The organism is Magnetospirillum sp. ME-1, assembly GCF_002105535.1.
Lineage (GTDB): Bacteria > Pseudomonadota > Alphaproteobacteria > Rhodospirillales > Magnetospirillaceae > Phaeospirillum.
Genome location: NZ_CP015848.1, coordinates 3450183 through 3472831 on the forward strand (window position 1 = coordinate 3450183; position 22649 = coordinate 3472831).

Annotated in this window: 27 protein-coding genes; 3 read left to right on the top strand and 24 right to left on the bottom strand. The window is 60.6% G+C overall.

What is annotated here, in order from left to right:
• Window positions 1-3: 3 nt before the first annotated feature.
• The 4 genes from WV31_RS16215 to WV31_RS16230 all read right to left on the bottom strand — a co-directional run bounded on the left by WV31_RS16215 (window position 4) and on the right by WV31_RS16230 (window position 2896).
• Complete coding sequence (locus WV31_RS16215; RefSeq protein WP_168185967.1) at window positions 4-438, bottom strand: response regulator; 435 nt, start codon at window positions 436-438, stop codon at window positions 4-6.
• 208 nt (window positions 439-646) lie between these two features.
• Complete coding sequence (locus tag WV31_RS16220) at window positions 647-1684, bottom strand: PAS domain S-box protein (RefSeq protein WP_085374544.1); 1038 nt, start codon at window positions 1682-1684, stop codon at window positions 647-649.
• A gap of 300 nt (window positions 1685-1984) precedes the next feature.
• Window positions 1985-2551 (bottom strand): tyrosine-type recombinase/integrase, encoded by a 567-nt coding sequence (locus tag WV31_RS16225; protein ID WP_085374545.1) that lies wholly within the window; start codon window positions 2549-2551, stop codon window positions 1985-1987.
• 141 nt (window positions 2552-2692) lie between these two features.
• The gene (locus WV31_RS16230) at window positions 2693-2896 is read right to left on the bottom strand and encodes a hypothetical protein (RefSeq protein WP_085375615.1); all 204 of its coding nucleotides are present in this window, start codon (window positions 2894-2896) and stop codon (window positions 2693-2695) included.
• Between the two features lie 482 nt (window positions 2897-3378).
• Here WV31_RS16230 and WV31_RS21755 point away from each other — a divergent pair, with 482 nt between their 5' ends.
• The gene (locus tag WV31_RS21755) at window positions 3379-4548 is read left to right on the top strand and encodes a hypothetical protein (RefSeq protein WP_145980888.1); all 1170 of its coding nucleotides are present in this window, start codon (window positions 3379-3381) and stop codon (window positions 4546-4548) included.
• On the opposite strand, the gene WV31_RS22680 is transcribed toward WV31_RS21755, so the two are convergent.
• A complete protein-coding gene (locus tag WV31_RS22680) occupies window positions 4511-4645 on the bottom strand; it encodes a hypothetical protein (protein ID WP_257788782.1) in 135 nt (44 codons plus the stop codon). The two genes, WV31_RS21755 and WV31_RS22680, sit on opposite strands and share 38 nt — an antisense overlap.
• A gap of 106 nt (window positions 4646-4751) precedes the next feature.
• On the opposite strand from WV31_RS22680, the gene WV31_RS16240 reads away from it, so the two are divergent.
• On the top strand, window positions 4752-5057 hold the full coding sequence (locus WV31_RS16240; RefSeq protein ID WP_085374547.1) for a DUF6626 family protein: 306 nt from the start codon (window positions 4752-4754) through the stop codon (window positions 5055-5057).
• On the opposite strand, the gene WV31_RS16245 is transcribed toward WV31_RS16240, so the two are convergent.
• The 16 genes from WV31_RS16245 to WV31_RS16325 form a co-directional block, all read right to left on the bottom strand.
• Window positions 4996-6318, bottom strand: coding sequence for a sensor histidine kinase (locus WV31_RS16245; protein WP_085374548.1), 1323 nt, complete (start codon window positions 6316-6318; stop codon window positions 4996-4998). The two genes, WV31_RS16240 and WV31_RS16245, sit on opposite strands and share 62 nt — an antisense overlap.
• A 100-nt stretch (window positions 6319-6418) precedes the next feature.
• A complete protein-coding gene (locus WV31_RS16250) occupies window positions 6419-6766 on the bottom strand; it encodes a bacteriohemerythrin (protein WP_168185968.1) in 348 nt (115 codons plus the stop codon).
• Window positions 6767-7545: 779 nt separating this feature from the next.
• The gene (locus WV31_RS16255) at window positions 7546-8034 is read right to left on the bottom strand and encodes a nitrous oxide reductase accessory protein NosL (RefSeq protein ID WP_085374550.1); all 489 of its coding nucleotides are present in this window, start codon (window positions 8032-8034) and stop codon (window positions 7546-7548) included.
• Window positions 8035-8087: 53 nt separating this feature from the next.
• Window positions 8088-8681, bottom strand: coding sequence for a nitrous oxide reductase accessory protein NosL (locus WV31_RS16260; protein WP_085374551.1), 594 nt, complete (start codon window positions 8679-8681; stop codon window positions 8088-8090).
• 23 nt (window positions 8682-8704) lie between these two features.
• Window positions 8705-9394 carry a sulfite exporter TauE/SafE family protein gene (locus WV31_RS16265; RefSeq protein ID WP_085374552.1) on the bottom strand — a complete coding sequence of 230 codons (690 nt, stop codon included), beginning with the start codon at window positions 9392-9394 and terminating at the stop codon, window positions 8705-8707.
• The gene (locus WV31_RS16270) at window positions 9395-11806 is read right to left on the bottom strand and encodes a heavy metal translocating P-type ATPase (protein ID WP_085374553.1); all 2412 of its coding nucleotides are present in this window, start codon (window positions 11804-11806) and stop codon (window positions 9395-9397) included.
• Window positions 11806-12501: a hypothetical protein gene (locus WV31_RS16275; RefSeq protein WP_085374554.1), complete on the bottom strand. Its 696-nt coding sequence runs from the start codon at window positions 12499-12501 to the stop codon at window positions 11806-11808. The genes WV31_RS16270 and WV31_RS16275 overlap by 1 nt, the downstream gene beginning before the upstream one ends.
• A gap of 49 nt (window positions 12502-12550) precedes the next feature.
• Window positions 12551-12790 carry a hypothetical protein gene (locus WV31_RS16280; RefSeq protein ID WP_237051330.1) on the bottom strand — a complete coding sequence of 80 codons (240 nt, stop codon included), beginning with the start codon at window positions 12788-12790 and terminating at the stop codon, window positions 12551-12553.
• A 219-nt stretch (window positions 12791-13009) separates the two neighbouring features.
• Window positions 13010-13498: a TlpA family protein disulfide reductase gene (locus tag WV31_RS16290; RefSeq protein WP_085374557.1), complete on the bottom strand. Its 489-nt coding sequence runs from the start codon at window positions 13496-13498 to the stop codon at window positions 13010-13012.
• Window positions 13495-14532 (bottom strand): hypothetical protein, encoded by a 1038-nt coding sequence (locus WV31_RS16295; RefSeq protein WP_085374558.1) that lies wholly within the window; start codon window positions 14530-14532, stop codon window positions 13495-13497. Before WV31_RS16295 ends, WV31_RS16290 begins: the two co-directional genes overlap by 4 nt.
• Window positions 14532-15209 (bottom strand): ABC transporter ATP-binding protein, encoded by a 678-nt coding sequence (locus WV31_RS16300; protein WP_085374559.1) that lies wholly within the window; start codon window positions 15207-15209, stop codon window positions 14532-14534. The genes WV31_RS16295 and WV31_RS16300 overlap by 1 nt, the downstream gene beginning before the upstream one ends.
• Window positions 15210-15348: 139 nt before the next feature.
• Window positions 15349-16482 carry an ABC transporter permease gene (locus tag WV31_RS16305; RefSeq protein ID WP_085374560.1) on the bottom strand — a complete coding sequence of 378 codons (1134 nt, stop codon included), beginning with the start codon at window positions 16480-16482 and terminating at the stop codon, window positions 15349-15351.
• Window positions 16479-16775, bottom strand: a complete 297-nt coding sequence (locus WV31_RS16310) for a hypothetical protein (protein WP_206072551.1) — start codon at window positions 16773-16775, stop codon at window positions 16479-16481. The genes WV31_RS16305 and WV31_RS16310 overlap by 4 nt, the downstream gene beginning before the upstream one ends.
• 5 nt (window positions 16776-16780) lie before the next feature.
• Entirely contained in the window at window positions 16781-16969 is a 189-nt protein-coding gene (locus WV31_RS16315) for a hypothetical protein (RefSeq protein WP_085374562.1), read from the bottom strand.
• A 57-nt stretch (window positions 16970-17026) separates the two neighbouring features.
• On the bottom strand, window positions 17027-17422 hold the full coding sequence (locus WV31_RS16320; protein WP_168185969.1) for a DUF2946 family protein: 396 nt from the start codon (window positions 17420-17422) through the stop codon (window positions 17027-17029).
• Window positions 17423-17486: 64 nt separating this feature from the next.
• A complete protein-coding gene (locus WV31_RS16325; protein WP_085375616.1) occupies window positions 17487-17717 on the bottom strand; it encodes a hypothetical protein in 231 nt (76 codons plus the stop codon).
• Window positions 17718-17820: 103 nt separating this feature from the next.
• On the opposite strand from WV31_RS16325, the gene WV31_RS22190 reads away from it, so the two are divergent.
• A complete protein-coding gene (locus WV31_RS22190; RefSeq protein ID WP_168185970.1) occupies window positions 17821-17970 on the top strand; it encodes a hypothetical protein in 150 nt (49 codons plus the stop codon).
• Between the two features lie 27 nt (window positions 17971-17997).
• Here the strand turns inward: WV31_RS22190 and WV31_RS16330 are convergent, their stop codons facing one another.
• From WV31_RS16330 to WV31_RS16340, 3 genes are read right to left on the bottom strand one after another with little or no spacing between them, the layout of a single operon-like run.
• Window positions 17998-18939 (bottom strand): dimethyl sulfoxide reductase anchor subunit family protein, encoded by a 942-nt coding sequence (locus WV31_RS16330; RefSeq protein ID WP_085374564.1) that lies wholly within the window; start codon window positions 18937-18939, stop codon window positions 17998-18000.
• A gap of 16 nt (window positions 18940-18955) precedes the next feature.
• Window positions 18956-19696, bottom strand: coding sequence for a 4Fe-4S dicluster domain-containing protein (locus WV31_RS16335; protein ID WP_085374565.1), 741 nt, complete (start codon window positions 19694-19696; stop codon window positions 18956-18958).
• Between the two features lie 2 nt (window positions 19697-19698).
• On the bottom strand, window positions 19699-22593 hold the full coding sequence (locus WV31_RS16340; protein ID WP_085374566.1) for a molybdopterin oxidoreductase family protein: 2895 nt from the start codon (window positions 22591-22593) through the stop codon (window positions 19699-19701).
• Between the last annotated feature and the right edge of the window lie 56 nt (window positions 22594-22649).

The following is a 22649-nucleotide window of genomic DNA, read 5'->3' on the forward strand; positions in this document are numbered from 1 at the left end:
CCATTAAACGGCCAAATCCTGGTATTTATTCCGCCCAATTGTATCCCAAAAATGCTTAAACCCTGATAGCTCATCAATAAAATCATCAATGTCCGTGTGTTTTTTTAGGAAGAAATCAGCGCCATGCTCATAACAGTTGCATCTTTTATTTTCATAGTCCGCTGTCGTCAGCATTACCATCGTGATGTGGTCAAATCTGCGATCGTTGCGGATTTTTAGTAGCATTGAACATCCTGTTATGACAGGCATGTTAACATCTAAAAAAACAATATGCGGTTCATTTCTGTTGTTGAGACGTTCAGTTAAAATATTAATTGCATGCAGTCCATTTGACTGCAATTCAACTGTATTGTGAAATCCAATGACCCTTAATGCCATGATTGTCAGTGCAGCATCTTCAGCACGGTCATCAACTAGCATTATGCGTGTATGACCCATGACATCCGTCTCCTGCTGCCTCTTTGAAGAAGGGTCTCGAACCGATCGCATCGGCTGGCAGCAACAAAGCCGCGACTACTACTTAAATTATCGCGCGCATCCCATAGGTTTAACAGCCGATGAGATCGCCTGCGTATTATTACGCAGGCAGTTTGCTGGGATGCCCCCTAGGGACCGAGTAAGATGGGGTTAGTTCGCCGTGCGACAGCTATGCATTCAAATGAGCGATAACTTCAGCCAGCGTCAGATCGACGTTAGCAGCGTCCTTGACCAGTTCAATTACGCTACCGATGCGCAGCTTTAGGTAAATGCGAGCGCGATGACCTTCTACCGTTCGGATGCTTGCGGCCAGATGGCCTGCAATGGCTTTATTCCCCATGCCACCTAGGGCCGCCGATAGAACCTCTCGTTCGCGGCGAGTGAGATCGCTCAGGCGCTCCCAGAAGACCCGTTTTGCCTGGTTGGCTTGGCTACGCTCAAAATCAGCCTTCTTTTGCTCAGTGATATCCTCGGCAGCAATGATTATGCCGCAAACTGCTCCACCGAGGTCTGTCCATGGCTGAACGGCACAGCGAAGCCAGCGATTGCTGCCATCGGCGCGCCCCCACATAACTTCATCATTTCGGAAACTGGCCCCAGCGAGGCTGCGGAGATGGATGACCTTCAATTCGATGGGTACGTCTGAATGCACTTGGTAGTGATTGCGCCCGATCAAATTGGCGTATCCCTCTCCGAAATCCTGTTTCCATCGCTCACTTACGGCCAAATAATTCATGTCCTTATCGAGCATGGCAATGCCGACGGGAGCATGCTGGATGAATGCCTTCAATTGGTCACGTGACGCTTCAATGCTCATCTCATGCAGTTTGCGGGATGTTATATCCGTCGCGGCGCAAATGATGCCGACGATTGCGCCTGCCTCATCGTAGCGAGGCTCTATGTTAAGGTCGTAGTACGAGGTTGGGCCGTTTGGCACAGAGGTGGCCACCTCTTGTTGCAGCGGCTTCCCGCTTTTGATGACGCTGCGCTTGAGATTGCTTATCACGCTGGCGGCCTTAGCCTCCATGATCTCGTCATCCGTTTTGCCAATGACCTCGTTTGCCGCATAGCCGAGCTTTGGATTGAATATCCATGTGTAGCGGAGATCCAAATCCTGCTCAAAAACTACGATTGGCGATCCCGCCAAAGCTAGCCTGAAACGGCTCTCATTGAGGAGGAGTGCAGCTCTTTCGATCTCGCTGGTCATGGGCCGAAGCAGTTCATAGTCATCTCTCTTCAGCCTCGCAAAAAAAACCTGCGAGGCATTAAGATGCGCTCATAGTGCATCATATGCGGATGGTATAATACGCGGGCAACCACCTGCGTAAATTTACCCGCGCCTCACGAGGCGTTCAAATGACGGAGGTCAATCGAAATCGCCGTGGTCTCCACAGCCGCGATGCGGTGTAGGCTTAGCCGACAGGTGCATGTTGTTGGATTTCCCGACAGGTTGTTTGCGCACCATGCTATTCTTAAGGAGGCTTCTAATAGTCCCAAATGGGGGGGGCTACAGCCCTTCCACCGCAGCCTTCATCATCTGGTCATTGACCTCGATATAGCGCTGCGTGGTGGACAGGTGGCGATGACCAGCCAGCGTCATAATGACCTTGGCCGAAACGCCCTTGTGGGCCATCTGCGTGATAAACCACCGCCGACCGCTGTGGCTGCTCGCTCCATCAATGCCTGCCAGAGCATATATCTGTCCGAATAGCTGGCAGAGGGTGTTGGCCGAGAACGCCGTGGCCTTTTGCGTCACAAGGAACGGTGAGGCGCGATCTGCTGTCGTGTTACACGACAGGAAGCGCTCCAGTTCGCGGCGCAGCTTGCCGCTAACGAACACCGTCCTGGCCTCCGCTGTTTTGGTGTAGCTGGCGAGCAGCACAATCTGGTCCTTCACGCGGCCATCGCTGTCAATCACGTCGCCGAGCTTCAAATGGGCAATCTCGCCAACGCGCATTCCCGCATAAAAGCTGAGCATGAGCGCAACGCGGTTACGTGCTGCATGACGCTGATTTGCGACAACGGACAGAACGCGCTTGAGTTCCGCTTCGCTGAGTACCTTGGCCTGTTTCATCGCTTTACCTAATGAAAAGTTATCGCATTAGGTAAAATATTATATGATCAAAAACGCCGCAGGGCCGACCGCAATTATCTACGTTAATAATCAAGCGGTTAGTGGCAAATATAAGAAATTCTGGATTTTCTTATGTTTTGCTCATACGGCGGCGAGCTTGCTTAATTCGCCTTGCTTCTTCGTCAATGATGCTCTGGCGCTGCTGATCTGTTCGCGCTTCTTCTGAACGGAAGCAGCTTGCTTGAGCTTCTTGGCCTGATCGGCCTTGGCGTTGGCCTGTAGCTTCAGATTGTCCGCGAAGCTGTTGGGCGTCGCCTCCTCGCTGATGAATTCCCACGCTCGCATCACCGTCTCCCTGTTGTCGGGTTTCCCGACACTATTTATGGGCATGGGCAAGTTGTCGGGTTTCCCGACAGGAAGCTGGCGTAGGGAAAACCGACAGATGGGCGACATGACCTCGCCTGAACGGTGCTGCTGGCCACAACTTGTCGGGTTTCCCGACAAGTTGGCGACGTGGGCACAGGCCATGCGTAGGTTTAACCTACGGCAACGGATGTCGTGTAACACGACAACGCGATAATTCTCTGAATTACATCAATATAGTCAATGACTTGCAAATGACGCGATTGCTGTCACGCAGCAATGTGGCTTGGCGTGACAAGCCGACAAAGATTATTTCCAAATTCGCATTCGCAGCACCGTAGATCGGGATAAATACAATGCTGGGGCTTAACTGCATCCGACGGGAACAGTGACAGCCTCTTTCATCAGCGTTTTCCAGGCCGCCCCAGCGTTTCAACTGAAAACGCATTGGGAGGAAAACGCAAATGGCACAAATTCAATGGAATAGACACATCAACAAGCTATGCGAGCATCAAGGCGGTCCGCGATATGACGACATGCTGATCGGCTGCATCGCGGCCTTCAACACGAAGGGGCGCTCGTCCGTGAAGCAGGGCGATTGGCTGGTCAGGCAGTTGGACATGCATTACGGCATTCAGGTGGCGCATCAGGGCGCAATACAGCTGACGAAGGAACAACGTCGGCCAATCAGGCAGGCCGTGGATTGGGCAAACGCCAATGCATCAAGTGGCCGCATGGCCTATCTGCATGGGCGTTTCCCACATGCTTTCCACGCCGTTTCCACACGGTTCCCACACCGTTTCCACACCAAAGGCGGAAATACGTCTGCTTCTTCAACGACTTATCCAGTCGCTATTGCTAAACTATTGCTAAAACTAATCGATGCGCCTTTGGCTGTTTCGCGGCCTTCGGCCACGCCCAATGGCCTTTCAGCCGATTTCACCGATAGTGGCTCGCTTGTGGCTCGCCACTCGGAAGAAGGAAAGGCGATCTGCCCAATCGGAATGAACGACAATGTGATCGACGATGCGGCTGCGCCACTCCGTGGACTGGCCGCCCAATCGGACGAGCCATTGGGGGGAAAGCAAGAGCCACTTGGAGGTGCTGTGGATTTCGCCACGTGGGCGGCGAAGGCCAATCGGTCAACAGGTCAGGTGAAGGCCAATTCCAGCAAGGCCACTATATCGCTTTGGGTCGATGGTAGTTCGCGCAGCTATGTGCGCGGCCAATTGGAAATAGGGAAGGAAAAGTACCGCCTGAATTTCCGCAGTCCACGCCGCTTGGAGGACTTGATCTATGTGGAGCGCGGACAGGACGCCGAAGCACGCCAGTGGTACGAGGCCGTCAGCAGCCAGGTCATTCCCAACTTGCAGGCCAAAGCGGACGCGGCCAGCGGCAGATTGCCCAGCAAGCACGTCGCCAGTGCCATCCACGAATTCCACGACAGCAAATGTGAAGGGCGCGGCATGAGCGATGGTATTGCGATCTTGGGCTACAACAGCGAACTGCCCTCGTATTGCGTGGTGCAGATTAACGGCAGGAACTGGAAATTTGATCTCCAGGCCACCCACAGCACGAACGCAAGAGCGCCGCAGTTCAAGGCAACCGCCGAGCGGTCATCCGAAGCAGCGTAGCGATGATGGCCTGATGCACGGCCTCCTCGATCAGCACGACTTCGTTGTCAAAGCCGATCTCGCAATAGCCCCTCGGCAAATAGGTCAGTCTGCTCATGGCGTTTTCTCCTCCTTGCGTCAGCGTCCAGCGTGGCGCTGCTCCGCAAGCGTATTTAGCGCGGATGGCTAAATAGCGGGTCGAAACACCTTGAGGAGGAACGGTCATGCTGCTGGAAGAGGTCTATGGGGAATTGAGGGATATGTGGATGGTCGAGAGCCAATATGAATTCTCGCGGTTTTGGCTCGGCCAATCGCGCAGCTATATGTCCTGCGCCAAGGCGCGGAAGCGGCCACCGTCATTGCTGGTGCTGATGCGGCTGTCGCAACGGCTTGCGTCCATCTCGGCCAAATATGCCGCCGTGGCGACGACCGAGATGGAACTGGCCAACTGCCGCAGGTTGGCTATCATTAAAGAGCGGATTGGGAACGAGACTCTTCGTCTAGCAGTAATTGTTTCGCCGACGAGTTAACGGTAGCTTCACGAAGCGTAAACAGGAACTTTGTCCCGACGTTCGGAGTGGATTCAACCCAAATGTTGCCACCAAATCGATTGACGATGCGTCGACAAATAGCCAGGCCAATACCTGTCCCAGGCAATTCAAGTGATGTTGCAAGTCTTTGAAACATAACAAATATTTTTTCAAAGTACTGGCCATCAATTCCGATGCCATTATCCTCAATGATAAATTGATAAATGCCGCCCCCCATGTCCTGCGCATAAATATTTATGAAAATATCGCGGCAGCTACTTCTATACTTTATTGAGTTTTCTATAAGGTTCTGAAATAGGCTGGTGAGATATAGTTTTTCTGCCATTACTTCAGGAAGGGGAGCAACATGAATATCGACCCCAGACTCTTCAATCTCCAACTTCAAATTCGCCAATGCGGCGGAGACGGCTTGATTGGCGCTTGTTGGCTGAAGCACTTTACACTGATCGCTTGCGCGAGCGTATTCAAGCAAACCTTCAATTAGTGAAGACATTTGCCTTGAGTAGTTAACAATAAAATTAATAAAATCATCCGCATCACTATCAAGCTTTCCAGAAAACCTCCGCGATAGCAACTGAGAGTAACTAACAATATTGCGCAGAGGGGTTTGCAGATCGTGGGACGCCACATAGGCAAATTGCCTTAAGTCTTCGTTAGACTGTTTCAGCAAAATATTTCTATCTTCAAGCTTCTTTTCGCGCTCTACTACCTCTGTCAAATTGCTAACAATATAAAAATATAGATCAGCCCCAATGCTTCCCAGGCTTCCATATGAGAGCGAAAGATGCAGCGCATTTCCATTCATGCTTTCAACGGTCACAATATCGCGATCCATGCAGTATTTTATATCAGCGAGTGAACACGACTCCTTTACGCATTCATTTCCGCAGAATAAAAATTTTACATGCCGTCCAGCCAAGCTTTGCGTTTTGCACTCAAACATTTTGTGTATTGCATTATTGGCATTTACAATTTTACCGCTTTTATCAAATAGAATAATTCCATCGCTTACTGTTTCAAATATTTTTTTGAATTGCTCATCCGCATTCAGCTTAAGCATCTCATATGCTTTTAAGAGATCCTTTTCAGTTTCAAAATTTGATGTTTTTTCTCTCCGCAGATCGGCGTCATTTTGACAATAGGCTTGATCAACCAAATCAATTAGAACGTTTATGTCAACGACCCCACTCGCAGAATTTTTAGCTGCTCGCTTTAGCTGTTTTTCAAGAAGCTTGTGCATGGCTATTAGAATCCAGCGTTATATGTTTAAAAAAATACAACTGACTTGCGGCAAACATTTCGCTGTAATGCTTCTCCATGCGGACCAGCAAAGTCGCGCATTATAGGCAGCAGATATATTCCTTATCGTCATTCATAATATGATCGATTAAGCGATCCATTGTATCTGATAGCATTTTTGAAGTGGCAATGCTTTTGTTTGCATATATTGTCTGAACGCACTCTCGAAAAAACTCATGCTTTTTCTTGTGCTCGATCAGTCCTTTGTACGAATTTTTTGCCAATAGATCTTCCTCAAAATCGAGGTGATGCAGTATGTATTCAACCACCTCATCAAGTGCGGCCTGAATGATCTCCGCGTCCTCATCGCCAGACAGGCCGCGAACCATATTGGCCGTATCAATCAGCCTTCTGTGCTGATGGTCCAGATCGGAATTTCCGACGGACATATCGTCGCGCCAGATTATTGTCCCTGTCATTTTCTGTTCCTCTGCCCAACTTGGCATAATGCCAAAAGCATAGAGTAAGCTTATGACATGTTGATGGTGGCGAAGTCTCAAATCGGGCGTGAATGAGATGTAAAATTTCTGTATCGGGGGCTTGTTGGGTTTCCCGACAAGTTGTCCGTATCGCTGTCGTGTTACACGACAGCCGACCGCCGCGTTCGGTGGTCAGACTTCCCATTATAGCATACGATAACGAGCAAACTCGGACAAGAACAAAGCACGAACATCGCGCGTCGCAGTGATCTGCTGAAGCGTCTATGACGATGAAAACATTGAGAAAAGTGAAAATAAATTAGCAGTTTCGTTAGCAGTTATTTTTTATGTGTCATAACGCGTTGTTATTGCAGCTATTATTGAAAGTACCGACAAACTCTGACTCCGCCAGTCTAGGTTCGAATCCTAGTCCCCCAGCCAATCTTTCCGCAGCCCCCTTGACAGTTCTGGACTTCGGCCATCGCCAGTGGTCACTGGTGCTGCGCTTGTGTCACAACGGCGTATCACAATGACCACCAGGCGGTGGTGGTGATCTGCTCTTCCGAAAAACTGCTCCCCTTCATCTCGTCCATCCTCCGATGGCCCGGACTCTACTTCAAACAGGAGGAGATTTCCCAAGGCACATCAGCGGCAAGCCATGGCGTTCGCGCAGGGAGCGGCACAACCGGTTATCGGTAATGTCGGCCTTCAAGGGGCCCACATCCGGTCTTCGGGAATGGAAAACGCCTTCACTTCACCCCGCCCTTGTCGAGGTTTTTGAGCAATTCCGCCCCGATCTGATCGAAGGTCAGGATGCGCTTGCCCTTGTGATCGGCCATGAATTCGTCCGCATCGGCCTTCGACGCCAGCGGCACCAATTCGTGGCCCATGGGCCCCAGGACGTCCGAGCCCACCACGAAGAAGGCTCCTCGGGCGTCCAGGGTCTTGACCCCGTAATAATCGGTCACCGCCACGATGGCGATTTCGCCGGAACCATGGCCGGGGGCATAACCGGCGATGTCGCGCATGAACTTGAACAGATCCTTGGCGCCGTCGAAATAGTGGGTATGGCCGTCCTTGAACACCACGGCGGCAACCCATTCGGGATATTTGGCCACGAACATGCCGCAGACCGGGCAGACGCTGGTGGGACCGGGCGGCGCGACCACCACTTCGCCCGCCTCCACCTTGGCGGCAAGCAGGACCAGCGACAGCAGCAGGACGGCGATCAGGCGCATGACGTTTTCCTGGAAAGAAAGGGGAGGCCATTGGCGGCCTCCCTCGTTGGATTTCAGCCCTTGTGCATCTCGCCCATGGCCTTGCGGCGGCGTTCGTCACGCTTCATGCGGATCATCTTGGTGTCCTCGGCCATGCCCATATAGGTGAGCATCAGGGCCTTGTCGAAATCGGCCAACTCGCCGCCGCCTTTGGCCGCTTCGGCAGCGACTTTGGAGGCGAAGGAGGTCTTGGGCTTCTTGGTCATGACGCCCCGGTGCTCGCCGCCGATGACATAGGTGGCGGCCTCGGCATTGGTCAGGGGCTTGATGGCCTCGCCGGAACCGTTATCCGGGGCGTAGATGGCCTTGGGCATCCGATCCAGATTGACCGACAACGAAATGGCGGCGCAGTGAATCGAACAGGTGCCGTCCACCAGATCGTCGGAGTAATGCACAAGATGACGGCTGAAGTGGTACTCCTTGCGGTCCATGCCGCAATAGGGACACTTGGCGTACTTGGTCAGTTCGTCCACCAGCGGGGTCGGGTCCTTGGGCTTCTTCGGGATGAACTGCACCGGCGTGCCGTCGCCCTCGGCGGCCATGGCGGGAACGGCGGCGGCCACCAGGCCCAAAGTGGTACCGGCGGTCAGGAATTTACGACGGTTCATTCTTCTCTCCTCTCCAAGACAACTCACCAATTCGACAGATTCTTCATCACCGCGAAGAAGCGCAGACCCTGCATCAGGGTGGCGGCGCCCAGCGCGATGACCACTATGGCCGCGCCCTTCAGCAGCCAACCGCGCGCCCGCGCCCCCAGGCGCCCCAGCGCGAAACTCACAAACAGCATGGACGGCAAGGTCCCCAGTCCGAAGGCCAGCATCAGCAGGCCACCCTGCCAGACCGCCGGGGCAGTGCTGGCCTTGACCGCCACCGCCAGAGTCAGGGCGCAGGGCATCAGCCCGTTCATCACCCCGGCCATGGCGGCCCCCTTGGCCGCTCCCTTGGAGGCGGCAGCGAAGTAGTATTTTCCGAACATCCGCATGGGGATGCCGATCACCGGCAGCCGCCGGGGCAGCAGCCCCAGGATATCGAGGCCGAGCAGGATGACCACCAGACCCGCCACGATCTGCAAGATGCCCTGAACCTTGCCGACCAAGCCGGTGGAGACCAGGGCAAGGCCCAGAGCGGCGGCCATGAATCCCACCAGCACGTAGATGGACACTCGTGCCCCGTGATAGGCCAGCGCCGGCACCGCCCCCCGGCCCGCCTCGCCCATGCGGACAAAGCAGGCCGACACCAGGGAGCCGCACATGCCGACGCAATGGCCGCTCCCCAGGATGCCCGCCATGAAGGCGAGGGTGTAGTCGAGTTCGCCTCCCACTTAACGGTCCTTTTGCAGCCGCAGCGAGTTGCTCACCACCGAGACCGAGGACAGCGCCATGGCCGACGACGCCACCATGGGGCTGAGTTCGCCCAGGGCGGCGCCGGGAATGGCGACGGTGTTGTAGCCCATGGCCCACACCAGATTCTGGCGGATGATGCGCATGGTCTTGCGCGACAGTTCGATCATCTCGGCCACCTTGGCAATGTCGCCGTTGACCAACGTGACCGGCGCCGCCTCGATGGCCACGTCGGTGCCGGTACCGATGGCAAAGCCCACATCGGCCGCCGCCAAAGCGGGGGCATCGTTGATGCCGTCGCCGATCATGCCCACGCATTCGCCCGCCGCCCGCAACCCGGCGACGATCTCCTGCTTGCGCGCCGGAGACGCCTGGGCCACCACTTCGGGAATGCCGATCTCGGCGGCGATATGATGGGCGGCGGCTGCCACATCGCCGGTCACCATGATGGTGCGGATGCCAAGCTCGTGCAGGCGGGCGATGGCGGCGGCAGAGGTGGGACGCGGCCGGTCGGAGATGCCGAACAGGACGGCGAATTTGCCGTCGATGGCCGCCAGCACCGGAGTCTGGCCGTCGAGGGACGGAGCCTCGACCGCCACGCCTTCCTCCGCCAGATAGGAGGCGCTGCCCACCAGCACATCATGCGTGCCGATGCGGGCGCGGATGCCCTTGCCGATCTCGGCGGCGAAATCATCGGCCGGCTTGGCCTCGATACCGCGCGAGCGGGCGTAATCCACCACCGAGCGGCCGAGATGATGCTCGGACCCGGCTTCGGCGGCGGCAACCAGAGCCAAAACGGCGCTCGTGTCGAAGCCGGGCTGGACCGCGAAATGAGAGACCACCGGACGGCCTTCGGTCACCGTGCCGGTCTTGTCGAACACCAGGACGGTCAGTCCCGAGGCGGTTTCCAGCGCCTCTCCATTACGGATATAGATGCCACGCCGCGCCGCCTGTCCTGTGGCGGCCATGATGGCGGTGGGGGTGGCCAGCCCCAGAGCGCAGGGGCAGGCGATCAGCAGTACGGAAACCGCATTGCCCAGGGCGGCGGAGAAGCGCGCTCCCCCGGCGATCCAGGTGGCGAAGGTCACGCCTGCCACCGCCACCACGCCCGGCACGAAGACCGCCGACACCCGGTCGGCCATCCGCTGTACCGGCAGCTTGGTAGCCTGGGCGTGATCGACCATGCGCACAATGCCGGCCAGCACGGTGTCCTGGCCCACGGCGGTGGCGCGCATGCGGAAGCTGCCCGCCCCGTTGATGCAGCCGCCGATCACCTGATCGCCCGGCCCCTTGACCACCGGCATGCTTTCGCCGGTGACCATGGATTCGTCCAAGGTGGTGCGGCCGCCAATCACGCTGCCGTCCACCGGCACCCGTTCGCCGGGACGCACCACCACAATGTCGCCCACCACCAGGTCATCGACCGGCACCACCACTTCGATTTCGTCGCGAATCAGGGTGGCGGTGGGAGGTTGCAGGTCCAGCAGGCGGCGGATGGCGTCGCCGGCCTTGCCCTTGGCGCGCTCCTCCAGCCAGCGGCCCAGCAGCACGAAGAAGATGATGCCCGCCGCCGCCTCGAAATAGAGATGATGCCGGCCGGCCAGCAGGGAGGACACCGAATGGCCATAGGCCGACCCGGCGCCCAGGGCGATCAGGGTGTCCATGTTGGCGGTGCGGTTCTTGGCGAGCTTCACCGCGCGGGTGAAGAATTGCCGCCCCGCCCCCAGCACCACCGGGGTGGTCAGCGCGAACTCCACCACATGCCAGAAGCGCGAGCGAGGCATGGCCATGCCGATCACCATCACCGGCAGGCTGAGCAGACAGGCCCCGATGGCACGGCGCCGGGCCTCCCTCACATGCCGGCGCTCGCGCTCGACGATCAGGCGGCGCTGCGACAGCGTGTCCATGGGCCGGGCCTGATATCCCAGCGCCCCGATGCGCGCCTCCAGGGCCGGGCGGTCCAGCGCCCCTACCACCGTGGCGGTGCCGGTGCCGTAATTGACGCTGGCCGAGCGGATGGCGGGGTCGCGGTTCAGGCTCATCTGGATCAGGGCGGCGCAGGAGGCGCAGGTCATGCCCTCCACCGCCACCGAAACCTCGGCCAACTGGGTTTCGTCGCTGGCCGGCGCGGGCGGCGGCGCCTGTTTCGGCGCACGGGCCACGTTGCCGGCGACGGTATCGACCAGGCGCAGCAGGTTGTCCACCGGCAATGCCTTCGGGTCAAAGCGAATGGCCAGCGAGGCCAGGGCCGGCACCAACCGCACCTCGCGGATGGCGGCGTGCTTGCGCAGCAGGATTTCCAGCAGGCACAAACGCTCGGCCTCGCCCTTCAAGGCCGGGACCAGCACCCGGACCCGGCGCCGTAAAAGGTGGACGACCTCGATGGTTTCCATCACTTCGCCACCTTCTTGGGCACCGCCCCCTTGCGATATCGGACCAGCAGAAAGGTGAGATAGACCACCGTCATCCACTGGTAGCGGTGCGCCCAGGGCCGGGGCAGCCACTGGCCGATGATGCGGTCCCAGTGCTGGCGGATCAGGTAGAAGGCCACCAGGTCGTTACAGAAATGGATCAGCCATTCCTGCACATCGACGCCACCGGGCAGCGGCTTGCCGGTCTTGATGGCGACGATCCTGGTGACCACATCGACCTTGGCCCGAAGGTCGTCATAGCGCTGGCGGACCGCGCGGACCGGGGCGCTGGCCTTGATGCGGTCCAGCCAGCCCGGCGAACCCCTCTCGCCCTCGATGACCGTGGGAACCGCAGGTGGCGGCGTGGCCACGTCCATGTCCACCGCCTCGGTCACCAGGGCGGCCAGGGCCTTGGCGATGTCGGCGATGCCGCAGACACCCTCCATGTAGCGGATGGAAAGCTTGCCCGCCCCCAGGAAGACATGAACGCGATATACGCCCTCGATTCGTCCCAGGCCGTCCTGAAGCACCAGGGCCGCCTGGGGCGTGCGAAGGTCTTCGGGCAGGTCGAAGCGGATATGCCCGTCCGAGCGATACCGCACGGCCATCGCCTGCCACAGCGCCTTGGCGCGGGCCTCACGGGCGGCCTTGGCCGCCTTCTCCCGTCCACCGATCATGCCATTCCTCCGATCATGCCATTCCTCCGATCATGACGGAGCCTCCCCGCTATTCCTTGGCCTTGGCTTCCTCGGCCTCGCGGTTTTCCTCGACCAGGTCGGCCAGGTTCTCCTTGGCGTTGAGCACCATGTCCTTGCCCATGTCACTGGCCTTGGCCACCGCTGCGGTGATCTCTTTCCTGTACTTGAAGCCGAGATAGCCGATGGCGATTCCCGCCCCCAGCATCACCACCGGATGGCCCAACAGACGTCCGAACAGGCTCTTGCCCGCCACATATCCCACAGCCATGACAGCTCCCTTTCCAAGTTCATGTCCAAGATGGTTGGTTTCATTGCTCATCATTTTTCTTCCCCTTGTCCTTGGCGGCGGCGTCCGGGTTCAGCATGACCCAGATGCCCCGGCAGCCTTCGCAGCAGAAGGCGAAATCCTTTTCCCCGGCCTTCAAGTGTAGGCCGTCCTTGAGGACCGGCAGACCGCAAAGGTCGCAGGTCAGGCCGGGCGCATTACTCAAAGCAGTTCCTCCAGCTTGCGCAGGAAGGTGGCCTCGTCGGTTTCGCCCAGGATGCGGCCCTTGATCTTGCCGTCGCGTCCCACGAACAGGGTCATGGGCAGGCCGGTGACGCCATACTGGCGGGTGACCTTGGAGCCGGGATCGAGCAGCACCGGATAGGCGACTCCCAGCTTGGCGACGAAGCCGTCGATATCGCCCTTGTCCTGGCCGGCATTGACCGCAAGCACCTCGAATCCCTTGTCGCGGGACTGGCTCCAGACGGCCTGGATCATCTTCATCTCGTCCTTGCAGAACGGACACCAGGTGGCCCAGAAGCGCAGCACCACCACCTTGCCGGACAGCTGGGCGGGATAATCCACCGCCGCTCCGTCCAGGGTCGAAAGCTTGAAGGCCGGCGGCGCATCCCCCACATGGGGGGCCTTGCCGCCCTCCTCACCGCATCCGGCCAGTACCAGCAGGACGGCCAACAGGCGCAATGTTCTCATGGCTGGCCTCCGGGCAGCAGGAACAGGAGCCGCTCGGGCTCCAGCAGGATCAGGTGGGAACGCCAGATCAGCCATAGGGTCACCGCCGTGAACAGACCAAATCCGGCCATGGACGAGCCGACGCAGCGGCGCATGATCCTGGGCGCCGCCTCGGCCAGGCTGGCCAGGCGGGCGGCAGGCTGGGCGATACCTCCGCCCAGGCCCAAGGCGGCGGCGGCGAACAGCGGCAGATAGAGGGCATAGCCCACATGGCCGTACTCGCCCTTCAAGATGCAAAACGGGCAATGATGGTGCGGCAGCTCGTAGACATAGACCGAGACGGCGGCCACCACCGCCTCCATGGCAACCATGAAGGCGATCAGGGACAGCACGGCATAGGCCACCGCCCCCTTGCCGCTGACCAGGGTCCGGCGCCCGGCCGCCATCAGCAGCCCCAGCGCCACCGCCAGCCCGGCCAGCGAGGCTTCCGGCGCGATGGCCGCCAGCTTGTCGCTGGTCACCTGGGTCGCCCCGGAAAACAGGGTGGAACAGCACGACGCGATCACGTCGGCGCGCAAGCCCAGGAAGTAGGCCAGTTGCACCCCCGCCGCCCCGGCCATCAGCGGCGCCAGGGCCATCAGGGCGCCGTACTTCACCCGCACCAGGGGATAGTCATGCCCGCGCGAATCCACATGGTTCAGCACCAGCCAGGCGCTGGCGGCGAAGAACACGATGATCTTTAGGTACAGGGCGGGAAAGCCGAACTCGTTGACGTTAAGCGTTCCCACCGCGCACATGGCCCCGACGAACAGCGAGGACATGCGGTCGGCGTTGAACACGAACAGAATCAGCGACGCCAATTCGGACAGCAGCACCACCACCAGCAGGGTGGAAACCAGATAGGTGCGCTTTTCCATCGCCAGTTGGTCTTCCGACCCGCTGGCGGTATTCCAGCGGCGCATCACCCTGACCGCGAACGGCACCGAGGCGGTCACCATCAGGGTGCCCACCAGGGAGGCCAGCAGCAGGGCGATGATGGCCGGCTGGAACAGCATCAGCGCGCCTCCACCAGTTCGCCGTCGCGCAGGGTGACGATGTGGTCGACGACCGCCGTGTCGCAGACCAGCGGGTCGTGACTGGTCATCAGCACCGTCTTGCCAGCGGCTTTCAGGGTCTCGACGATGCCGAGAAACTGCCGGGAGCGCTCGCTGTCCAGATTGGCGGTGGGCTCGTCGGCGATCACCACCTCGGGATCATTGATCAGGGCCCGCGCGATGGCCACCCGCTGTGCCTCGCCGCCCGACAGCCATTCGGCGTTGGACCGGGCCTTGGCTCCGATATCCAGGCGTTCGAGCAGCGCGTGGGCGCGCCGGAACAGTTCCACCCGGTCGACGCCGAGGGGGTAGGACGGAATCATCACGTTCTCGATGGCGCTGATGCCCTTCAGCAGGTTGAACTGCTGGAACACGAAGCCAAAGGTGGAACGGCGGATATCGGTCAGGAACCGCTCGGGCAGACCGGAGATATCGCGGTCCTTCAGCCGCACCCGGCCCGAGGTCGGCCGCGCCAGACACCCCACCAGGGTCAGCAGCGTGGTCTTGCCCGAGCCCGAGGGGCCGCGGAACACCGTCACCTTGCCCGCCTTGACCGAGAGATCAATGCCTTTCAGCGCCCAGAATTCGTTGGGCTTGCCCTGGTTGAAGGCTTTGCGCACGTCGGAGAGATGGATCATCGCGAACCTCCGCCTGTCATCCCGACGACCATCGGGAGGAGGGATCTCGTCCTGATCCGGCTTTTCCATCGCGGCATAGCCGGAGCAGACGGAGATCCCTCGCTTGCGCTCGGGATGACAATGGGGCTTGTGGGGCGGCTCATCGCATCACCGTATCGGGATCGACAATCGCCGCCCGCCAGATGGGCACCACCGTGGCGATGGTGTAGGGAAACACCGTGAAGAAGAACAGGGTGGCGACCTGCAATTCATCGACGAAAGGCGTCAGCCTGTATTTCGGGTACAGCACCGCCCAGCCCTTCAGCACCGGCTCGAATAACCCGGCGCCGAAATGGAAAACATGGGCATAGCCCAGCAGATAGCCGACCAGGAAGGCCGACAGCGACACCACCAGCCCCTCCAGCATCTTGAGGCGGATGACGTCGCCGGTTTCCCAGCCCACCGCCTTGAGGATGCCGATCTCGCGCCGTTCCTCCGCCGACAGGCCGGATGCCTTCTCCCACGAGAAGATGGCGAAGGCCAGGATGGACCCGGCCAGCAGCACCAGCAGCATGCCCTCGCGCCAATCGAACACCGATTCGTAGGTGCGCAGGATCTCGTCCCTGAGAATGATGCGGGTGTCGGGCAGGGCAGCGTCGATCTTCTCGGCGATCTTGGCGACCTCGCGCGGATTGCGCACGGATATGGCCAGATCGGTGAACAGGCCCGGCGCGATGCCGAACAGGCGGCGGAAATCCTCTTCCGCCACCAGGAACAGGTCTGCCGACACCAGGGCCGAGTCCCGCGAGATGGCGTGATCTACCTTGAACTGGACCAGGGATCCATCATGGGCACGAAAGCTCATCAGGTCACCGGGATCGGCACTTCTCACCCGCACCACGCCGTCACCGATCACCACCTTGCCCGGCTCGATCCGCGGATTGGTTGGCACCATCAGGGTGTAATTGGCGACGGCGGCGGGATCGAACAGATAGCCCCACAGCCGTCCCTCTGCCGACTGCACGCCCCTGATGCCTTTGATGGCGTCGAGATGGCGGGCGGGAATCAGATCGTGGCGCCCGGCAACCATGCGCTGGACCAGCACTTCCGGGCTTTTGGCCAGCACGGTGGCGGCTTCACGGCGGATGGCGTGGGAGAACAGCATGACCGAGGCCAGGACGAAGACGATGGCCGTATAGACAGCCATCATTCCAAGCGTCTTGCCCCGCCGCCGCGACAGCGACGACAAGGTGAAGTCCAATAGGTTGCGCTGCTTATGCAGCCATGTGTTCATGACCGTGGCCTATTTGGCATGGGCGGCGGCAACAGCGATCCGCTGGGAAAGTGATCCATGGCGAAGGGATGATCCTGGAAGGCGGAGTGAAGATCGGCCTGGCTGGGATGGCGGGTGTAGCGGGCCTCGGTAAACAGCACCAGATCGGTCAGGCCCAACTGCTCCACCAGTTCGGCCTTGGCCGCCAGACTGCCGCGCGCGGCGGCAACACCGCGCGAGGAAACGGCGAAACTGCCGCCGAACAGGGCCAGCATCACCGCAACCAGAACCAGGAACATATCGGACCTACGCATCGACATCAGACCCGGGCCGCCGCCTTCATCAGCACTACGCGGAGCGCGCCGGTCAGGCTGGGGCCGACTCCCAGGCTCTGGGACAGGGCGGGAACCAGAATCAGCGAAGCGACAGTCAAACCGGTGCCCAGCACCAGCGATCCCAGGCCGACCTCACTGGTCGTGGCCGTGCTTTTGACGGTGGAAGTGCTCATATCTCGTCCTCCATTCTCCATGACAGACGGAATCGGCCAAGGCCGACCCCATAGGGGTCAGGAGAAGGAGGGCGGACCTCGCTGGGTCTGGGGCTGGTGCACAGATTGGCTAGGCGCCGAGGGCGCGGCCTGTGGTCCCAGTGTCGGGCGAGGCGCTGCCTCAGGAGCGACCCAGGCGGTTGGCGTGGGTGGCAGGATCTTGGCGCCCATATGAATCTGGCAGAACGAACAGTGCTCGCCCTTGGCCTTGGCGGGAGCGCCGGTCTCGCCCGAAGTGTCGGAGGAATGGCAGATGGAAGCCGTAATGTCCTGGTCCAGCACCATGGCCGCTTGGACCGGCGCCAAAGGCACGATCACCTGCAGGAGGAGCGCCAAGGCGGCCAGCCACGCGCCGAACCGCCCGAGACGGCCCGACTGTCCGATGCTGTTGCGCTGTTCCCCCTGTGACGACACGGGCTCTCTTTCGATCAAGTAGCGAAGCCTAATCTAACACGGTGGCCGCCCTGAGTCATCGCGCTTATCCCGAGCTCCTGCGCGGATCGTTGGCGTATAACGTGTGATGCCAATAGGACAGGCCCAATAGCGCCACTCCTGCCACCACATGGGAGAGGCGAGCGTTGCGCCCCTTGAGAAAGCCGGTCAGCACCAGCGCCCCCATGGCCGCCACCATACCGGTCTTGGCGAGGGATCGGTTGCGCCGAAGACGCTCACGCCGCGCTGGGGCTGATTTCGCAATAGCGTCGCCCATGAAGACCCTCGTCACCATTCCGATACAATACCCTGAGTGTAATTCAATTTCAGGTCTTTGACCTTGGTCATATTGAAAAACGTCCTGCGGCATCGGAACCAACATGGTGAAGAACGGCGAGGTGAACGGCACGCGTGAAGAGCTCATGGGCGCGATCAATGAAGCACTCGAGCAAGGCCGCGAGGAATGTCCGTGGTGCGCCAAGAACCGCGACCATGACTGGTGCGACAGTGATCCGGGATGGGAACAGTGAGCCCCCCGCAATTTGGGGGCTCACCGTTTATCCCTTGGCCTGGTAGTACAGGCTTTGGACATGGGTTCCGGCGGCGAAGAAGACCCAGCGTTCGGCCAGCAGGCCCACGTACTGGCACAGGAAGGCCAGCACCGGCTGGCCCGCCAGCAGCAGCGCCGCCGGCACCACGAAGGCGGTGGCCAGGAAGAACACCGACAGGCCCTTCGTCGTCTCCGCCCCGCCGGGGGCGGCGAATTCGATGGTGTTGAACGAGCTGCCCATGAAGCCCTGGGTCACCTGGCGGATCTGGGAGTGGTGGATGCCGATGGCGCTCTTCATGGTGGAGAGCGGCTTGCCCGTGGCGTTCAGCCACAGCTGGAAGGCCCGCGCCGCCAGGGCCAGCAGGGTCAGCCACAGGGCGGTCCCCCCCATGAAACCGGCCAGGGCGTTGCCGCCGAGCTGGGCATAGGCGGCGGCCAGGGTGAAGCCCGAGGCCAGGCCCATCAGCAGGTAATTGACCACCGTCCAGCCCGAGGCCCACTGGCGGATGAAGCGCACGCAGGCATAGATCATGCCGGTGCACACGAACAGGGCCAGCGAGGCCAGGGTGGCGAGCAACCCAAGGACCAGGGGCAGGTCGATGGCGGCGCCGTTGCCGAGCCGCACCACCACCGGCGCCCAGCCGAAGGCGTGGATCACGGCGTAGAGGAAGGCCAGTCCCGCGACCACGGGGATGAGGATCACTTCCCGGGACAGCCACGAGGTGCGCCAGCGCGTCGCCGCCCGCCAGCCCCGCTGGGGATTGGCCAGATGGAACACCGAGGCCACCAGTCCCAGGCAGAGCAGGGCCAGCGCCACGGCGCCACCCAGGGCGAAGAAGCCGCCGCTTTGGCCGCCGGAATAGATCTGGCCGAGGGTCAGCGCGATCAGCAGGCCCTGGGCCGCACCGATCAGGGTGGTGAGGAAGATCACGGAGAATGCGGGCTTCATGATGTGCTCTCCCCCCTTACCAGCTCGACACGCCGTCGATGGTGGGCGTGGTGAAGGCGGGGCGGGGCTTTTCGCCCTCGGCCTTCAGCGGGTTGTCGACGCGCACCAGTTCGTCGGCGTGGAGCGTATTGGTGGTCTTGCGCCGGGGCAGATAATGGTTGGCCGGTTTGGTGCCCCATTCCGGCATCAGCTGGAAGCCGCCATTGTCGCGGATGGCCCGGGCCGCTTCGGAATTGGGGTCGCTGACGTCGCCGAAGATGCGGGCGCTGGCCGGGCAGGCCAGGACGCAGGCGGGTTTCCTGCGGTCCTCCTCGATGGTCTGGTCGTAGATGCGGTCGACGCACAGCGTGCACTTCTTCATGACACCCTGGACGGGGTCGAACTCGCGCGCGCCATAGGGGCACGACCACGAGCAGTACTTGCAGCCGATGCACTTGTCGTAATCCACCAGGACGATGCCGTCCTCTTCGCGCTTGTAGCTGGCGCCCGTCGGGCAGACCGGCACGCAGGGCGGCTCCTCGCAATGGAGGCAGGATTTGGGGAAGTGGATGGTCTCGGTGTTGGGGAAGGTGCCGCATTCATAGGTCTGGACGCGGTTGAAGAACACTCCGCAAGGATCGGCGCCGTAGGGGTTCTGGTCGGTCAGCGGACCGGCCCAGCCCGAGGTGTTCCATTCCTTGCACGAGGTCACGCAGGCATGGCAGCCGACGCAGACGTTGAGGTCGATGACCAGGGCCAATTGCTTCTTGTTGGACATGATCACTTCCCTCCGGCCAGGAAGGCGCGGACCTTCGATTTGAAGCCGATGGTCTGGCCGGGCAGCGGCTGCATGGGCTTGAACTGGGGCCAGCTTTCCCCTTCCTCGCCCGGCTTGCACTTGGTGACGCGGACCTTGAGGTCGTACCACGCCGCCTGACCGGTGACCGGGTCCGAGTTGGAGACGTGGCGCTCGCCCACCATGCCCGGCAGTTCTTCGCTGATCAGGTGGTTGAGCAGGAAGCCCTTTTTCGACTCGTCGGAATCGGGGTCGAGGCCCCAGGCGCCCGACGCCTTGCCGATGGCGTTCCAGGTCCACACCGTGCCGGGTTCCACCGCCTCGGTGAAGCGGGCCTGACACTTGATCCTGCCCCACGGGCTTTCCACCCACACCCAGTCGGCATCGCCGAAATTGCCCAGCGCGCCCACCTTGGGGTGCATGAACAAGACGTTGCTGGTGTGAATCTGGCGCAGCCAGGCGTTCTGGGAATCCCAGGAATGGTACATGGCCATGGGCCGCTGGGTCAGTGCCGACAGCGGGAAGGCATGCCCGTCCGAGCACCGCCATTCCAAGGGCGTGTAGTAGAAGGGCAGGGGATCGAAGAAGGTCTTCACCCGGTCGCGCAGGCGATCCGGGGGCTGCTTGCCCTTCCACTTGCCCTCGGCGGCCAGCCTGAACTTCTGCAGTACCTCGGAATAGAGGTGCGGCATGATGGGGTCGGTGAAGCGCACCAGACGGTGGCGATAGGCCCAGTCCAGGTAGCCCTTGTTCCAGTTGCGCATGTACTGGAAGCTGGGCGGCAGCTCGTAGTGGAAGTGGTTGTTGTTGTGCGCGTACTGGTCCCACTGGTTGGGGTTGGGCTCGCCCACCAGGAACTTCTCGCCCGCCTTGCCGCGCCAGCCCGACAGAAAGCCGATTCCCGAGCCCGGCTCGGTCTCGAAATTGACGATGAAGTCGGGATAGTCGCGGAACTTGCGGCTTCCGTCCTTGTTGGTGAAGGCCGGCAGCTTCAGGCGCGTGGCCAGCTCGATGATCACCTCCTGGAACGGCTTGCTTTCCCCCATGGGCGGCAGGATCGGCACGCGCACCGAATCGACGGGGCCGTCGAATTCCGAGATGGGCCGGTCCAGGATGCTCATCACGTCGTGGCGTTCGAGATAGGTGGTGTCGGGCAGCACCAGATCGGCGAAGGCCACCGTCTCGGACTGGAAGGCGTCGCACACCACCAGGAAGGGGATCTTGTAATTCCCCTGCTCGTCCTTGTCGGTGAGCATCTGCCGAACGCCCGACGTATTCATGGTGGAGTTCCAGGCCATGTTGGCCATGAACAGCAGCAAGGTGTCGATGGGGTAGGGATCGCCCTTCCAGGCATTGGTTATGGCGTTGTGCATCATGCCGTGGACGGACAGCGGGTATTCCCAGGAGAAGCCCTTGTCCAGGCGGATGGGCTCGCCGTCGGCATCCACCGACAGATCATCCGGGTCGGCGGGCCAGCCCAAGGGCGTGCCCACCAGCGCCTCGCCCGCCTTGATGGCCTGGGGGCCCTTGGGCGGCTTGGGGCAGGGGGGGATGGGGCGCGGGAAGGGCGCCCGGTGACGGAACCCGCCCGGCCGGTCGATGGTGCCCAACAGCGTCATCAGGATTGCCAGGGCGCGGGTGGTGTGGAAGCCGTTGGAATGGGCGGCAAGACCGCGCATGGCGTGGAAGGCCACCGGGTTGCCGGTGATCTTGTCGTGCTCGGTGCCCCAGCAATCGGTCCAGGCGATGGGCAACTCGATGGTCTGGTCGCGCGCCGTGACGCCCATCTCGTGGGCCAGGCGGCGGATGGTGGCGGCCGGAATGCCGGTGATGCCCTCGGCCCATTCCGGGGTGTAGTCCTTGACCCGCTCTTTCAGGAGCTGCAGCGACGGCTTGACCGGGGTGCCGTCGTCCAGGGTGTAGGAACCGAACAGGCGGCCCTCGGTTCCCTTGCTCCGGGCGATGACCGGCTTGTTGGACTCGCGGTCCCACCACATCTTGTCCGGCGTCTCGAAGGTGTCGGGCCGCACCGGCACGCTGCCCTCGCGCACGAACAGGCCGAAGGAATCGCTGTCGGCGTTCTGGTTCACCAGTTCGGCGGCGTTGGTGTAGCGGATCAGGAAGTCGCGGTCGAACAGACCCAGTTCCATGATTTCGCGCACCAAGGCCAGCAGCAGGGCGCCGTCGGTGCCGGGGCGGATGGGCACCCACTCGTCGGCGATGGCGGCATAGCCGGTGCGCACCGGATTGATGGCGATGAAGCGCCCGCCGCCGCGCTTGAAGGCGGCCAGGTCGCGCTTCATGGGATTGGAGTGGTGGTCCTCGGCGGTGCCGATCATGATGAACAGCTTGGCCCGCTCGAGATCGGGGCCGCCGAATTCCCAGAAGCTGCCGCCGATGGTGTAGATCATGCCGGCCGCCATGTTGACCGAGCAGAATCCGCCATGGGCGGCGTAATTGGGAGTGCCAAACTTGGCGGCGAACAGGCCGGTCAGCGCCTGCATCTGGTCGCGCCCCGTGAACAGCGCGAACTTCCTGGGGTCGGTGGCGCGCAGGTGCCCCAGGCGCTCGGCCAGGGTCGAGAAGGCTTCTTCCCACGAAATGGGTTCGAAGGCGCCTTCGCCCCGCTCGGTCCCCTCCTTGCGCTTCAAGGGCTTGGTCAGGCGGGCGGGCGAATACTGCTTCATGATGCCCGAGGCACCCTTGGCGCACATGATGCCCTTGTTCAGGGGATGATCGGGGTTGCCCTCGATGTAACGGACCTCGCCGTCGCGCAGGTGCACGCGGATGCCGCAGCGGCAGGCGCACATGTAGCACGTGGTGGTCTTCACTTCCGATCGTCCGAGATCGGAATCCGGAATGGACGCGGGATCCCTCATGCCGGCTTGCTCCCCCCTGGCATTGTTTTCGCCCTCGTTGACGGGGCTGCTTTTAG